The organism is Burkholderia sp. M6-3, from assembly GCF_050858985.1.
Lineage (GTDB): Bacteria > Pseudomonadota > Gammaproteobacteria > Burkholderiales > Burkholderiaceae > Paraburkholderia > Paraburkholderia caledonica.
Map to the genome: position 1 here is coordinate 1,872,448 of NZ_CP110091.1, position 16,058 is coordinate 1,888,505.

A 16,058-nucleotide genomic window follows, 5' to 3' on the forward strand; every position below is an offset into this window, starting at 1 on the left:
TCCGCGAAAGGGCCGCGTTGCCGCGAGACGCGTCGGCCCACGGTGCCGGGTTCGCCGGCCCCGAAGGCAAGGCCATCAACTGTTTTCTCGATGATCGTCGCGCGTCAGGCACGTTCGCCCATATGCATCGTTAGGAACCCTCGCCGCCGTGACCGCGGGAGACCACTTTCGCGGCGCACATCGCTTCGCCTTCACGCCACGGCGCAAGCAGGCTTGCACGCGTTGCGCGCGTGAATTGATCGCGGATGAGGACCGTGCTCGCCAGTGCAGGCGAGCCTCGGTAGTAGAACGTGAGCGGGCTTCGAAATATTCCGTCCGATGTCGCGTGCGGTGTGCTGAAAATTGCCTATGATCTCCCGGTACTCGCCGCATGTCGTCATGCCAGGCTCGGCGGAGATTCGTAATGAAAGATCGTATCCTCTCGAACCGTCGCTGCATTGCGAAGTTGCTCGGCGTTCTTTTGATGATCGAACTTGCGGCAATGGCCATCCATGACAGCGCGGCCACTGCTGGCACGTCACTCACGGTCGACTTACCGTTGACGCACGTCGCCGACATCCCGTTGCCCGGTCGCGCCACCCGGCTCGACTACGAAAGCTACGATCCTGATAGACATTTGCTGTTCATCGCGCACCTGGGCGACAGCGAAGTCATCGTTTTCGACACGCAAAACTCACGTGTTGTCGCCCGAATTGGCAACGTCGCCACCGTTCATGGCGTCCTGGTAGTACGTGAACAGTCGCGCGTGTACGCGTCCGCGACCGGCACGAACGAAGTAGTTGCCATCGACGAGACCACCCTGAAAATCGCAGCACGTATGCCGGGGGGCGTCTATCCGGACGGAATGGCATATGCACCGGACACCCGGAAACTCTATGTATCGGACGAGACAGGCGGGACTGAAACTGTAATCGATACCCAGTCCAATCGCCGTACCAACTCGATCAGGTTGGGCGGCGAAGCCGGCAACACCCAGTACGACCCAGTATCCCGTCATATCTTCGTCAATGTCCAGTCACGAGGACAACTCGTCGAGATCGATCCATCGACCGACGCAATCGTCGCGCGGATCGATCTGCCGGGCGCGCGAGGCAACCACGGCCTCTACATCGTTGCGCAGCCACACCTCGCGTTCGTCGCCTGTGAAGGCAACGGCAGGCTGCTGACGCTGAACCTGCTCACCAGGCAGGTCGTCCAGTCATTCGACGTTGGCGCTGATCCCGATGTTCTCGCATTCGATCCCGGTGCGGGCACGCTTTATATCGCCGGCGAGGCGGGCATTGTGTCGATGTTTGCCGTAGGGTCCTCACGCGTGTCGAAAATCGGCGAAGGCCGTATCGGACCCAATGCGCATGTGGTTGCTGTCGATCCATCAACGCATCGTGCCTATTTCCCGCTGAAGAACGTCGACGGACGTCCGGTGCTGCGCGTCATGGCACCCCGGTCGATTCTGCCGTCTCCGTGAAACGATACCCCCCTGATGAGTTACAGATTTGAACGTAAGAAGTCCACGACCTCCTGTTCCCGAACATGGCAGTCGTCCTCGACCGTGCAGCAGACGAAAGCGGCGAGCGGATTTGTCCGCCGCCGCAACGTGGAGTATTTCCCGTCGATCAATCAGCAGGCACGGTTTCCACGATCAGAAGCGAGTGCGCACGCCCGTGGTGAGTTCGAGCTGGTTGGTTGCGCCGAACGTCGAGCCAACGGTGTAGCCGCCATGCAGCTTCATGTAATCGCCGGCCAAATACACCTCAGTGCGCTTGGACAGGTGATAGAACACCGAACCATACAGCGTTTCCTTGAAGCCGTTATGGAGGCCGGACGTCGGATCGAAAGCGCCAATGTTCGCATTCGGGATATCGCCATCGCCGTTGTACGCGGCGTTCTTCACGCGCATCTGCTGATAGCCGAGCTGGTAGTCGAGCGGACCCTTCGGCGACAGCCTGAGCGACACGGTCCACGCGTTATCCTGACGTTGACCGAGCGAACCCTGATTGCCAAGGTAGCGGAAATAGCCCGCATTGGCGCGCAGAATGCCGAAGTTATAGTTGCCACCCACCGACCACGTTTGGTTTGTGAAGCCAACGCGATTTACGTGACTATAGAAGCCCGACACGTCGAAGACACCACCGTTGTAGCCGAGTGCCGCCTGGTAATTGGCGTTGGAGCCGAAACTAGTTGAGTTGCCGAATGCGTAGCCTGCGCTGGCGAAGATGCCGTTGGTGAACAGCTTCTTCCACGCTACGCCATTGTTATAGCGCGTGCCGGTCGCGCTGGCCGCGTAAAAAATCATCTGCTTGAAGTTGTTTGAATTGGTCCAACCACCCTCTTCGGTGGTCAACCGCGCATTGCCGTACGGATCGCCGTAGATGGCCGATGCGTCACGGGCAATGGTGTTCTGAAAACCCGCCGTTATCTTGCCCAAGGTATCGTTCTCGAGACCTACCCATGCGTCGCGATCGAAAATCTGGCCCGGATCTTCCATCTCGCCGTTGGCGACAACGTATTCGCTCTCCAGCCGGAAGATGATCTTCGAGCCGCCGCCTATATCTTCTGCTCCTTTCAAGCCCCAACGGCTACCACTGAACCACGGCTCGCCGCCAATACCCATGCCGATCACGTGATCGCCGTTTGTGTTGGCATGGGACTGATACGTCGGCACGCTCAGGTCCATGAGGCCATAAAGCTGCACGCTCGACTGCGCATGCGCACCGTTCGCCCCGCAAACACCGGCCACGACTGCCAGCGTAAGGTATCTCTTCTTCAAGTTCGTCTCCTCGAGTTGCTGCGTTGAAAACCTGCTTGTTCTGGTCCCGCATTGGCGGCGTTGGTGATCGCGCTTCATCGCGTCTGGTCTTGCTTGATCTTGCATGGGTGTCCGTCACACCATGGTCGAATCGTAGATACCTGAATCCTTCGCGCGCCTTTCCTGTGTCATAGGTACAACTAAGTGTATTCACCGATTCTTCCGTTTTGACGCTGTTCAAATTGGAGCTACTCGATAACTTTCGGCCGCAGAATATAGCCGAGGCCACGCAACGTCGTGATCTGCGCGCTGCAGTTGGCGAGATGCTTGCGCAAGCGATGAATATAGATGTCGATCGCGTCCGCACTCGGTTCGTCGTCCAGACAAAACACGCTTTCCATCAGGACGGATTTTGATACCGTCTTACCCTTTCGCAACATCAGTGTTTCAAGGATCGTATGTTCACGGCGCCGCAGCGCGAGCCGAGCATCGTTGTGGAAGAACTCACGAGTGTCGCATATGTAGTTCAGATCGCCACACGTGAGGCATGACGTCATGTCGCCCGATTGCCGGCGAATGAGCGCCTTGATGCGCGCGACCAGTTCGCGCGCATCGAAGGGCTTGACCACGTAATCGTCGGCACCGGTACTGAAACAGTCCACCTTGTCGTCGGTCGATCCATGCGCCGTCAGCATGATGACCGGCACTCTGTCGCCGCGGCGCCGCAGTCGTGCGAGCACCTCCTTGCCGTCCATGCGCGGTAGCCGAAGGTCCAGCACCACAACGTCGTAGCGTTGCGTTGTCAGCACCATGTCTGCGCACTCGCCGTCAGGCACGCTGTCCACCGCGAAGTTTTCGAGGCGCAGCAGATGTGCGATCCAATGTGCAAGCTCAGTGTTGTCTTCGACCAGTAAAAGCTTCATCGGAACTTCCCTTAATCACGCCACTTCGGCAGACGAACGATCACCCTGAGACCCGTGTTCCCGTCAACCGCTTCCAATTCGACACTTCCACCATGCGAGTGCGCGACCTCGCGCACGATCGACAGTCCAAGGCCCGTTCCTTCCGCATCGGTCGTCAGGCGATAAAAGCGCTCGAAAACATGGACGCGCGACTCCGGTGCAATGCCAGGTCCGTTGTCGACGACCTGCAGCAGCACGTCGTTCGCCTGTTCCTCGCAGGTTGCAGTTACTCGGCCGCCCGGCTGCGTGTACCGGATCGCGTTATCGACGAGATTGGTCACCAGGGCGATGAGCAGCATCGTGCTGCCGGCAACGAACGCTGTTCCGTTCAACTCCGCGCCGATATCGATTCCCCGCCGCTGCGCTGCGTCCACAAGCTCCTCTAAAACGCACGAAACGACAGCGGCGAGATCGACCTTGGTAGCCGTGCGTTCACGAGACGAGGACTCGGCCTGTGCCAGCAACAGCAGCTGATTGGTCATTTCAGTCATCTTCACGGTGCTGCGACGTATGCCCGAGAGAGCATCGTTCAGCATGGGTCCGCAGTTCTCGCATGGACGCGCGCATTGAACCTGCGCCCCGAGCAACGCGAGTGGCGTGCGTAACTGATGCGCGGCGTCGGCGATGAACTTGCGCTGCGTCGTGGCGTGCACCTTGAGCCGCGCAATGCATTGATTGATCGCGTCGGCGACCGGGCAGAGCTCCGATGGCAGGCGCTCGATGTTCACAGGCTCGAGCTGCAGGGCGTCGCGGTCCGCGACGTCATCCTTCAGCCTCACGAGCGGGCGCAACTCGAAAGTCAGGCCGAGCAGCACAAGCGCAATCACCAGCGCGAGCATGCATCCCTCGCGCAGCAACTGGGGACGCCAGAGGTTGGCGAGCATCGCCCGGTACGAGGCCTGAGTTTTGCCCACGACTATCGTGACCGGCTCGATCGCACCCGAGTCGTATAGCTCACGCTTATAAGCCACGGCACGAACACGGTGGCCGTCCAGCACGGTGTCGTAGAACACAGGCCCCTGCGTTTCCGCAGCAGGCAGCGCGAGATCGGGGTTACCGCCCAACAATCTGTCCTGTCCCTTCACGACCCGGTAGAACACCTGGTCCTGATAGGGCGACTCGAATATCTCCAGCGCCGCCGGCGGAATCCTCGCGATCAGCGCGCCCTCCTCCCAATCGACGTCTTCGCCGATGATCCGCGCGGACGCAAATAAAGCGTTGTCCTGTAGAAGTCCGGCGGTCTCGCAAGCCGCGTCATACGACATCACGCCGGTCACTAACATAAACGCCGCGACCGGAACCAGCAGCCACGCAAGCAGCCGTGCGCGCAGGCTTCGCATCATGGTCGGCTACCCTCCGCAAAGGCTGCGTGTGAAGCAACTTCAATTAAGGTTCTTGATTCCCGGATGCAGTTCGTCAAAGATCCTCGGCACCACGCGGCGCTTCTTCTGATAAGAACGCATTCGTGCGCGGCGGGAGCATTCTTGCAAGCACGGATCTTGTCGGCACGACTACTAACTCCATCGCGCACACGCCGCCGGGCAATTTTTGTCCCGCTGTTATGCCAAGCAAAATGCAAGCAAAATCGAAGGAAACAGGGTGCTAAACGTTGGTTAATCGACAGTATTACCTCTTCTTTTAACAAGGCCGCTTGGACTAACGGCGCGATTATGAGACGACAAATCCTTCTCTCCGCTTTCACGGCAATTGATTTTCTTAGGGGAAATCCATGATCGTGATGCCGCAACTTGGAGACGCTTGTCGTGACGCGTCGAACCTCGATAGCGGTTTCGTGCGATTCGCGGGCCGCTTTCGCGCTTCAGTAAAGAGCTAAAGGCGTCAGGGCGAGAAGCTCCTGGTGTCGCACCTTTCGGAAGTAAGCTGTATTTGTCGGCCTGCGAATTGTTTGAGCACGAGGACGTCTATTTCGCTTTTTTATTTCTTGCGGCATTAAGAGGCACGGAGACAGGTTATAACGTCGACTCGCGAGTCAGCGGGCGGCGCCGCTGTGCTGGTAATGGGATCACACGTCGATGTCGCTAGCGGTGACCACCATCACGTCGCGGCGCGCGCTCAATCATATTGCACAGGTTGCTGACCTTGCGATTGCTTCCGCGCACGCGCGCATCTTTGCGGCGTGGCGGCACTGAACTGAAGACGGGGTATGAGGCATCGCGTGTACGCAGCGGCAACCTGGTCACGATGCCTGACATCAGCCCGGGACACTGTGCTGGTCGCGCCCTAAGCTTCCCATAAGATTTGGCGGCTAAGCTCGACTAATTTTCACTGCGATCTAGACCGATGAATGCACTGGAAGCGCTGAACCGCGCACTCTTTCTGTCGATCAACGCGACACCGTCGACGCCCGTCTGGCTCATCGACATTGCCCGCTTTATCGCTGATGACGTGATCTATCTCGTGCCGCTCTTACTCGCCGCGTTGTGGCTCTCGGGCGGCGAACGTCGACGCGCCGCCGCAGTGCGAGTGTGTTGCGCGGTCCTGCTGGCGCTCGGCATCAATCAGCTGATTGGTCTTGGGTGGATGCATCCGCGGCCGTTCATGATCGGCCTGGGCCATACATTTATCGAGCACGCGCCGGATTCATCGTTTCCGAGCGACCACGTCACCGTGTTGGCAACCAGCGCCCTGACCTTGCTGCTCGCACGCGAGCGCCGCTATGGGCTGGCGATGTTGCTGGCGGGTCTAGCCGTGGCATGGGCGCGCGTATTTGTCGGAGTGCATTTTCCGTTGGACATGGCAGGCGCCGTCGCCGTCGCGTGCATAGCCCATGCGTTGATTGCTCCGCTATGGAGAATGTTTGGCGCGGCACTGACTCGCGGTCTCATTACGGTGTATAGGAAGCTGCTGGCATGGCCCATCGGGCGTGGCTGGCTTTCGTCGTGACGGCGAGGCGGCGAATTGGTCGATTGGCGAAGTCAGCATGACAGCACGGAAGTTGGTGTGAAAAGTCCGCAAGCTCATTCCAGCTTCCTGGCAAGAGCGTTCACCTCCAACGGCTAGGCGAAGTCCCTGTAGATCCCCCGCAGCACCCTGGACCTTCCAGACCCGGCATGATGAGCGAGTACCGCCCTCATTGCCGCCCCCGCTCTCCGACCGGCACCCGGTAACAGCCTTCACGCACGATCGCGGAGCGCCGCGAAGCACGCGCCGGGGGACTGCCCGGTGCCTTCCGGAAGTTCAATGCATTTAGCTCGATCCGGGCCGACGCTGTGCGGATCGAAACGACGAGCAGTTCGGCTGCGGCTCGCGTACTGATGATGGGCTTTTCCACCGACCTCCTTCCCTTAGCTTGCGTCGACGCGCGAATTCGGGATCCGGTTGGGGTGCGCAAAAATATGGCAAAACCGGAAATCTAAATTACAAAACCTCCGGCATCAGTTATCTCTTTGCCAAGCGACGTGAAGGACAAGTCGGTCAAACGAGGGGAAGTGGTCGTTTTTTCTCGCTAAATTGCCCAATCAGACATAATTTCCGATCGAAACCGATGCGCCACGAGCCCTCAGGGCATCCGCGTCTAAATATGGAAATATTGAAACTTTCCCCTAAAGTTCGTTTCAGTCCAACCGTTAACGTGCCTGACAGCGGCGTTTGGCCAAGCCTCGACCAACGCCGTTTCCAACGAAGGAGACTCAGTCATGAACTGCACCGTGTTCCGGATCGCGCCGCTACAGCGTCCATCGGAAACCGCATTCGCACAGACTACCTGGTCGACATGCTGTCTCCGGTGCACGTGATTTGTGGCCGGGAACAAGGCGAATTCGCGCAAGAGTCGCCGCTTGCACAGTTGGGCACGTACGCCCTGACGGGGCGCCGCGTTGAGACAAGATTGCCGAAGGCTATACATCGGCTGGCATCCAGGCAGAGCGGCTCAAGCAGCCTTTTCTGCGACGGGCAGTTTCAGTCGATGACCACACCATTTCTATCAAGCAACGGGGAAGCAGCATGGAACTTAAGCAGATGACAGTTCGAGCCAGACTTACACTGACCTTCGGGCTGCTGGCCGGCCTTTTCCTCGTCGTGTCGGTGCTTGCGGTCAATGCAATGAGCGATGCTAACAAGCGCTTCGACCAATATGTCAGCGGTTCCAGCGCCCGCGCGCAGCTCGTGGAGCAGGTGCGAAACGCCGTCGACCGGCGTGCTATCGCGGTTCGAAATCTCGTCCTCGTCACCAAACCGGAAGACGTGGAAATCGAAAAAGCGGCTGTCACCCGCGCGCACCAGGATGTGCTCGCGCGGCTTGGCGAACTGGACGCTGCGGTAAAAAACAATCCCGGGGTATCGGAGAAGTCGCGCGCTCTGGTTGCCGACATTGACCGCGTGGAAGCACAGTATGGCCCCGTCGCGCTCGCGATCGTGGACGCGGCCCTGCATAACCAGCGCGACCGCGCCGTGACGATGATCGATGACCAGTGTCGGCCATTGCTGACACAACTCATCAACGCGACGAATGCCTACGCGGACCAGGCGCGTGGAGGGGCGCTTCAACAGAAGCAGGAGTCAGCCGAACACTATGCAAGCCAGCGCGCAGTGCTCATAGGCATCAGCCTTGGTGCGGTTGCGCTCGCAGTGATCGCTGCACTGCTGATTACCCGCATGCTGACGCGTGCGCTTGGGGCAGAACCTCGCGATCTCAGCGGGGTCACGCGCCGCGTTGCAGCCGGCGACCTGAGCAGCGTACCCGGCGCAGCAGATGCTCCGCAGGGCAGCGTGCTGGCCTCTATGGGCGACATGCAAACGAGCCTGGTGCGCCTCATCGCGCAGGTCCGCACGGCAGCGGACAGCATCGCAACCGGTTCGAGCGAGATTGCTTCAGGCAACCAGGACCTGTCGTCGCGTACAGAGCAGCAGGCATCCTCGCTACAGGAAACCGCTACCAGCATGGAGGAGCTGACGTCCACCGTGCGACAGAATGCGGAAAACGCGCAGCAGGCGAGCGCGCTCGCAAGCAATGCGTCGGAAATCGCGCACAAAGGCAGCGGGGTCGTCGGTCAGGTAGTCGAAACCATGAGCGATATCAGCAATAGCTCGTCGAAGATCGCCGAGATCACCGGCATCATTGAGGGAATTGCTTTCCAGACCAACATTCTGGCGCTCAACGCCGCAGTGGAAGCCGCGCGCGCGGGCGAACAGGGCCGCGGCTTTGCAGTGGTAGCGAGCGAAGTGCGCAGCCTCGCACAACGCTCGTCGAGCGCCGCTAAAGAAATCAAGGACCTGATTGCTGCTTCCGTGCAGAAGATCCAGGACGGCTCGCGCCTTGCCGACGACGCGGGCAGCACGATGGAGGAAGTTACCAAGGCCGTTGCGCGCGTGACGGACATCATGGGCGAGATCGCGGCGGCCTCTGCCGAGCAAAGCCGTGGGATCGATCAGGTTAACGTAGCAATCACGCAGATGGACGAGGTGACCCAGCAGAACGCGGCCCTTGTTGAAGAAGCCGCTGCGGCGTCGAAGTCGCTCGAGGATCAGGGTCACCAGTTGACCGAATCCGTGGCCTTTTTCCGCCTCGTCGCATCGTAGGAAGACGCCAACACCGGCCAATGCAGACCCGCATGACGCCGAGTGGCGCAATGCAGGACAAGGAGCGCTCAGATGACTTCGGCGTGCCGCGCGGCCGGCTTGACGCCGCGCATCGCGCAGGAAGCGATGCCGGTGGAAACGGTGCTGGGCTTCGTCGAAAGCCGATTCGGGTAATAGGCGCTCTCCGACTTGAGTCGTCGATCAATTAGCGCCGATCTGCGTCCGCTTCGCGTGCGAATGCAGACACCTGTCAAGCTATGCAGCCTGGCTTTCGCCTAACCTCGATAAGCACGCACATCGTCGACGATGGGGACAACGGCGAGAGTAACAAGGACGATCGCAAGGGGAACGGTCGACGCAAATCCCAAGTGTCTAAAGCCCACTGCGCCAGTAAGTCCGCCTACCAGGAACGACAGTAACAGCGATCCGAGAAGCCTTAGTTTCTGTCGATCTCCGCGGACCAGGTTGCCAGGCATTGCCCCGACGTTCCAATAGAACAGCTTACCAAGCTCGATGCCAATATCTGTCACGAGACCAGTGACGTGTGTTGTCCGAATTTCCGCCTTTGAAACCTTTGTGATCATAGCGTTCTGCAGTCCCATCACGTAGCAGAGAAGGCAGACGGTAGCCGGCACGAAGAGCACGTGGTGCGCTTCGAGATTCGAGCCGAGAACACCGAAGATCAGAAGCAGCGACGCCTCTAGCATCAACGGCATCGCGTATTGGCTCTGCAAGCGCCTGCGTCGCCCCCAGTTGATCAGGATCGCTGACGTGGCTGCGCCGACGAGGAACGACAGCAAGGAACTCAACCCCGCCACAGCGACATTATCGGCAAGCGACGACACAATGCCAGACATGTGTGACGTGTACTGACCCACAGCAAGGAATCCGCCAGCGTTGGCTGCTCCAGCGACGAACGCGAGCGATCGCCCGAGGCGACGATTCGCGACGTCGCTGCGCTCAGGCGCCGTGAAACCGCGAAGGTAATTGATGGGCATGCGGATCAGTTCGGTATCGGGGGGCGGTTCACAAAGGTTTGCACACGAGTGCGCTTGTCGATCCTAACATGAGACGACGCTGCTTCAGCCGTGACTACCTCCCTGCGTTGACTCTGTCGGATTCCCTATCGCCGCATGGTCGTTCACGGCTGACAGGGGAGGAACGGCGGCTCATGTATCGATAGCGGACTGCGGCCCTAAACTGCCGACCGTCACTTCCTGGCCGATCACGGTCCAGAACTCACTGTGTAGCGCGGTTATGCCAGATCGAATCGCTGACGCCTGAACCGCGCCAGTATTTCCGCCAATCGAAGCGCTGGCCACACTTGAGCCTTATCTGGCAAGCACGGTGGAGCAGTTCTGGTTTCAGGAGAATGCGGGGCCGATTTTTCTCATGGAAGCCGCGACGATGGAATCCACAGCGTGTTCGAGTTGTAGGGCGAAGCAGCCAATTTTATAGCGCATCTCGCGGTGCGCCGGGCGTTGCGTCAGCTCGTCGAAGCAAGTTTCATGATTCGCTCGGCCCGCAGGACGACAGGCCGGTCCACCATGCTTCCGTCGACCATCAATGCCGCGCCGTTCGCGTCGCGCGCCGCACCGAGTACACGTCGCGCCCACGCTATGTCTTTTTCCGACGGCGCATAACACTGGTGTACCTTGGCCACCTGCTTCGGATGAATACACAGCTTGCCGAAAAATCCAAATCGTTTTCCGTTGCGAGTGTCGCGCTCGAGCTGCGACTCGTCGTGTACCGCAGCCGTTACGCCATCGATGGGTGCGTCAATGCCCGCCACACGCGAGAATTTCGTCAACTCCGCACGAAAGCCGTTGAGTTCCTCGTTGGCCACCTCCATCTGCATGTCCAGCATGAAGTCGAGCGTGCCGAACATGAGCTGACGCACATGTGGCGCCGTCGCGATTTCAAGCGCGTTGCACATGCCCTTCGCGCTTTCGATAAGCGGGAAAACGGCCGTTTGTTGCCTTGCCGCACATAGGAGGGCCGCCACGTCCGCGGAACATTCCGCTTTCGGCAGCACGAGCCCGGCGATTCCCGGCAGGCTGCTCAACTGTGCGTCCTGCTCAAACCAGGAAGTGCCGCGGGCGTTGACACGCACATACACCACACGGTCCTCTCTCGCCCAGTCAGCGATTGCTTGACGGGCCGATGCCTTGTCTGGTGCCGCAACTGCGTCCTCCAAATCGATGATCACTGCGTCAGCACCACTTCTCATCGCATTATCGAAACGCTCCGGCCTGCTTCCGGGTACAAAAAGAAAGGAGCGGTGCTTCCCAGCGCCATGTCCGGTCATGTCATTCCTTATGGTCCGTGTGCACAGTCGTCGGTTCGCCTGTCTGCACACATTCAGCGTCTGGCGGCCCGCAACCGCAAAAGCGCCAGCACACTGTCGATGGTAGGTGTGCCGACTCCCGCTATGTCGCGCATCGCCTCGATCGAATCGGTTAGCGCCTGATATTCGAGCGGACGTCCTCGCTCGAGGTCCTGCAGCATTGACATCTTATGATCGGGCGCAGAGCGGGCCGCCGCAAGACGCTCTTCTACCGGGATCGGTGGCGGCCCGCCCAGTGCGCACGCGACGGCATCGGCTTCCTGCATCATGCGGCGCACGACGTCCACGACCCCTTGGCTCGCAGCCAGTTCGCCCCATGTCGCGAGCGTCAACGCCGCTACCGGATTCCAGCACAGACTGCTGATCATCTTGATCCAGAGCCAGCTGCGGATATTGCCGACTACGGGCGATTCAAAGCCGGCCGCGCACATCGCCTCGGAGAGTCGCAGCGCGCGCGGCGATATGGAGCCGTCGGGTTCGCCCAAGGGCAGCTTCGCATAACTGCCGTCCTGATGGACGACGCCCGGAGCGACGACTTGTGCCGCAACGCGAAAAACGCAACCAAGCACCCGTCGCGGCGGGATCGAGTTCCATAGCGTGCCACCGGGATCAAGACGTTCAATACGGCGATCGGCATGAGCACCCGGTTGCCCGTAGAAGTACCAGTACGGAATGCCGGTGGTCGGAGGAATGACCGCTGTGTGAGTGCCGATAAGCGGCTCGATACAATCCACCACGTCAAGTAGTTGATGCTGCTTCAACGCCAGGAAAACGTAGTCCTGCACATCGAGCGACGCCGGCTTGTCCGTTGCCCGAACAGGTGCGGTGAATTCGCCCGCAGTACCGACAATGCGTATGCCGCGCCGGCTGATTGCATCCAGTTGCACTCCACGCGCAATGACGCTGACGTCGACTCCAGGAACACTCGCGAGACGCCCGGCGATCAGACTGCCAATCGCTCCGGCTCCATAGACACATACCTTCATCGCGCGGCTTCTCCCGGGATACGCTTAAGCGATTCGCGCTGAGCCTCCTCGTGGTTCTCGGCACGCCCTTCCGCGATGGCGAGCAGGTCCACATCGCGCGTCTCAGGGCCGGCCCATGCGCTGATCAGGAACAGCAATCCGCCGACGCATTCGAGCACCAGCGGTGTGTACTCGTACGGCATGAACTTCTGCAGGCCGAGCAGCCAGAAGCTATAGAGGCTCGGCACGATCACGCTCAGGTAGTAAGCAAGTGAATAGCCGGTGGAGCGCATCCGCGTCGGAAAGCACTCGTTAAGATACGTGATGACGACGCCGAGCGAGCCGCTTGCGACGATCATCAACGCGGATATCGCAACTCCCATGCCGATCGCGTTGTGCGCGCTTTTGCCATAGCCGACGATCATGTGATATAGGAACGGCGACAGCGTGATCGCGACCCCGAAAATCATCAACATTCGCCGCCGCCCTATTCTCTGGCTCAAGACACCGAACACGACAACCGCGATCATTACTGCCAGGTTGGCTACGATCGCCCATTTAGTAAAGATCGAAGCTGGCACGTGCAGATAACCCATCATCAGCGAAGGCAGCAGCGAGAGCGCCATCTGGTTGCTGAACCAGTAGCCGGTCATCATCAGAAAGAGGATGCCTGCCTTGCGCAAATGCGCGCGATTGCTCAAAAGCTCGCCGAGCGGCTGCTTTTTGGCGCGCGTGCCATGCAGGCCCTTGAATTCGAGTTCCGGCACCTTCGCGTAATAAAACAGATAGACGACTCCGAGCAGCACCCCGGTGAGAAAGGGCAGACGCCATCCCCACGCGGTGTACTCGTCTCTCGAGATGAAATGGAGCAGAACGAATTGAATGGCGTTAATGGCGATTACCGAAAAAACCGCCGACGCAGCCATCAACCCGCCGACGAGCCCGCGCATGTGAATGGGCGAACGTTCGAGCGCGAGCGGCAGCGCAGAAGCATAGCCTCCGCCCAGAAAAATGCCGTCGAGGAAGCGCAGGAGAATGAAAAGCACGACCGACACATAGCCCCACTGCGCATAACCAGGCATGATCGACAGCACGAAGGTCACGAATGTAAACCCCGCCGAAACCAGCATGGCGACCTTTTTTCGTCCGTACTTGTCGCTTAGATGCCCGAAAATCAGACCACCCAGCGGGCGGCCTAGCAGCGTGGCGGTGAAAATCACCGTGCTGACTGTGACCTGCATCGACTCGGGCAACGATTTCGGTATGAAGTAGCCGATGATTGCCGGCAGGATGAATGCCGGAAGATAGATATCGAACGTGTCGATGAACATCATGAACGCGCCACCGAACATGGAACGTTTAGCCGCCGGCGAGAGTGTCGCGGCTGTCGGCTGAATCATGGCAATGTCTCCTCGATTGGATTTCCCGGCGCGGTGCCGCAAAGGCGCGCGCCACATAAGTCAGATGAACGTCGCATCGGCCTGCATGGATACGCTGCCGTCCGGCAGTGCGCTCCAGAGCGTTGCATCACTGCCGGACGCGTGCGCGTTGATCGTGAGCGCGGCGCCGAGCAGGCTCGGCTGCATGCCGCGGTAGCGGAACGTTCTCAGCGGTTTGCTTGCGATCTCCTCCGCGTACATCGCCAAAAGCGTTGCGTGTAGTGGACCGTGAATCACGAGATTGTCGTAGCCTTCCACCTCGCGGCAGTAGTCGGCGTCGTAGTGAATACGATGGCCATTGAACGTCAGCGCCGAATAGCGAAACAAGGTGGTCGACGTAGGCTCGAAAGGCCTGCTGTGCTGTGCGGTGGGCATGGTCGGTCCGGTCGGCGGAGGCGGCCGTGGACCCTGCGGCGTCGGTTCTTTGTACACAATATCGTGATGCTCGCTGATTGCGGTTCGGCCTTCGTGCAGCAATTCATGCCGTACGGTGACGAACACCAGTTCGCCGCTGCGGCCCTGCTTGTGTTCGACAGACACAATCCGTGAGCGCTTCTCGACGCTCGCCCCCAACGGCAACGGCGACACAAACTCGATACTGCCGCCGGCCCACATGCGATTCGGCAGCGGCACGGGCGGCAGGAAGCCACCGCGCGACGGATGACCATCGCGACCCAGCTCTGACGGCGGAGAGCCGTTTAGAAAATAGATCCAGTGCCACAGGGGCGGCAGCGGCGCGCCCTCGCTCAGTACAGAGGGATCGAAGCCCAGCGTGGCAGCCATCAGGTGTGCGTGACGAACCGAAAGAGTATCGACGTCGGAAGTTTCTTTGCCCACCCATTGCTTAAGATGCGCGACATCCACACGACTCATGACGGTTCTCCTATAGCCAGCTCCCTGAACTCTCTGCGCAACGCGGCGCCCTGCTGATCCAGCCGCGGTGCGGGCATGAACCGCTGTTCGTCCCACGGCGCGCGCACGGCCGGCGCGATGAGTTCGAGTTCGCGGTCGCCGACCTGCATCGGCCACGTGCGAAGAGCCGGGTGTTCCGCCATCTCGGCAACCGAGCGCACCTGTCCGAATGCCGTGTTGGCTTCGGAGAGCCGATGCAGCGCTTCGCGCGTGCCGAGCAGCTTGAATGACTCGGTGATCAGCTTGTCGAGCGCCACGCCGTGTCGAACACGCGCGTTGTTGGTAGCAAAGCGCTCGTCGATTGCAATGTCGGGCTTGCGCAGGAAGACCGCGCAGAACTGTTGCCACTCGCGATCGTTCTGAATGCTGATCACGATGTCGCGACCATCGCGCGTCGTGTATGCGCCATAGGGCGCAATCGAAGGATGCCGCACGCCTTGCCGGGTCGGCGCACCTTTCCCGTACAACTCATGAAGATACGGAATCGTCATCCAGTCGGCAGCGCCATCGAAGAGCGACACTGCGACGCCCGTGCCGGCACCCGTTCGCTCACGCAACGCCAATGCCGAAAGGACCGCGATCGTCGCATTCATTCCCGCGCCAATATCGCAGATCGACACGCCAATTCGTCCATATCCCTCGGGCGTCCCGGTGATCGACACCAATCCGCTCTCACACTGCACGAGCATGTCGTAGGCCTTGAGCCCGCTTGCGCCACCTTCACCGTAGCCAGTGATGTCGCATGTGATGAGCCGCGGGTTGTTTCTGCGCAGCGTTGCACTGTCGAAGCCGGCGCGTGCAAGGGCACCCGGCGCCAGGTTCTGGACGAAGACGTCCGCTTGCGAAACGATGCGGGTGAGCAATGCCGCATCTTCCGGTTGTTTGAAATCGAGCACCAGCGACTCCTTGCCGCGATTGGTCCAGACGAAGTACGAAGACTCGCCGTTCGCCGCGTCATCGTAGCCGCGCGCAAAATCGCCCTCCGATCGCTCGATCTTGATGACTCGCGCTCCCATCTCAGCCAGGCGGCCCGTACACAAAGGCGCCGCCAACGCCTGCTCTATGGAGACCACCAGAAGTCCTTCCAGTGGCTTCGAACTTATTTGCTTTTCCGCGGAAGCGGACATGTGATCTCTCCTTGCCTTGAAT

General features: G+C 59.8%; 11 protein-coding genes and 1 pseudogene. 3 read left to right on the forward strand and 9 right to left on the reverse strand.

Translation table 11 applies throughout. The annotated features are described in order from the left end of the window. Nucleotides 1–403: 403 nt before the first annotated feature. Entirely contained in the window at nt 404–1,465 is a 1,062-nt protein-coding gene (locus OH764_RS25790; RefSeq protein ID WP_498849009.1) for a YncE family protein, read from the forward strand. Nucleotides 1,466–1,639: 174 nt separating this feature from the next. Here OH764_RS25790 and OH764_RS25795 read toward each other — a convergent pair whose 3' ends face one another. The 3 genes from OH764_RS25795 to OH764_RS25805 form a co-directional block, all read right to left on the reverse strand. Beyond that, the gene (locus OH764_RS25795; protein ID WP_498849010.1) at nt 1,640–2,767 is read right to left on the reverse strand and encodes a porin; all 1,128 of its coding nucleotides are present in this window, start codon (nt 2,765–2,767) and stop codon (nt 1,640–1,642) included. A 227-nt stretch (nt 2,768–2,994) separates the two neighbouring features. Further along, nucleotides 2,995–3,669, reverse strand: coding sequence for a response regulator (locus tag OH764_RS25800; protein WP_498849011.1), 675 nt, complete (start codon nt 3,667–3,669; stop codon nt 2,995–2,997). A gap of 11 nt (nt 3,670–3,680) precedes the next feature. Next, entirely contained in the window at nt 3,681–5,051 is a 1,371-nt protein-coding gene (locus OH764_RS25805; protein ID WP_498849012.1) for a sensor histidine kinase, read from the reverse strand. A gap of 958 nt (nt 5,052–6,009) precedes the next feature. Between OH764_RS25805 and OH764_RS25810 the strand changes: the two genes are divergently transcribed. Both OH764_RS25810 and OH764_RS25815 read left to right on the forward strand, forming a co-directional pair. After that, nucleotides 6,010–6,612, forward strand: coding sequence for a phosphatase PAP2 family protein (locus tag OH764_RS25810; protein WP_498849013.1), 603 nt, complete (start codon nt 6,010–6,012; stop codon nt 6,610–6,612). A gap of 1,059 nt (nt 6,613–7,671) precedes the next feature. After that, a pseudogene (locus OH764_RS25815) lies at nt 7,672–9,243 on the forward strand (methyl-accepting chemotaxis protein); the annotation flags it as partial. A gap of 278 nt (nt 9,244–9,521) precedes the next feature. Here the strand turns inward: OH764_RS25815 and OH764_RS25820 are convergent. From OH764_RS25820 to OH764_RS25845, 6 genes are all read right to left on the reverse strand, one after another. Further along, nucleotides 9,522–10,244: a YoaK family protein gene (locus OH764_RS25820; protein ID WP_498849014.1), complete on the reverse strand. Its 723-nt coding sequence runs from the start codon at nt 10,242–10,244 to the stop codon at nt 9,522–9,524. Nucleotides 10,245–10,732: 488 nt separating this feature from the next. Continuing rightward, entirely contained in the window at nt 10,733–11,554 is an 822-nt protein-coding gene (locus OH764_RS25825) for an HpcH/HpaI aldolase/citrate lyase family protein (protein WP_498849015.1), read from the reverse strand. Nucleotides 11,555–11,607: 53 nt separating this feature from the next. Further along, a complete protein-coding gene (locus OH764_RS25830; RefSeq protein ID WP_498849016.1) occupies nt 11,608–12,579 on the reverse strand; it encodes a ketopantoate reductase family protein in 972 nt (323 codons plus the stop codon). After that, a complete protein-coding gene (locus tag OH764_RS25835) occupies nt 12,576–13,958 on the reverse strand; it encodes an MFS transporter (protein ID WP_498849017.1) in 1,383 nt (460 codons plus the stop codon). Before OH764_RS25835 ends, OH764_RS25830 begins: the two co-directional genes overlap by 4 nt. Nucleotides 13,959–14,018: 60 nt before the next feature. Then, a complete protein-coding gene (locus tag OH764_RS25840; protein ID WP_498849018.1) occupies nt 14,019–14,870 on the reverse strand; it encodes an HTD2 family dehydratase in 852 nt (283 codons plus the stop codon). Next, complete coding sequence (locus OH764_RS25845) at nt 14,867–16,036, reverse strand: CaiB/BaiF CoA transferase family protein (protein ID WP_498849019.1); 1,170 nt, start codon at nt 16,034–16,036, stop codon at nt 14,867–14,869. Before OH764_RS25845 ends, OH764_RS25840 begins: the two co-directional genes overlap by 4 nt. Nucleotides 16,037–16,058: the final 22 nt, after the last annotated feature.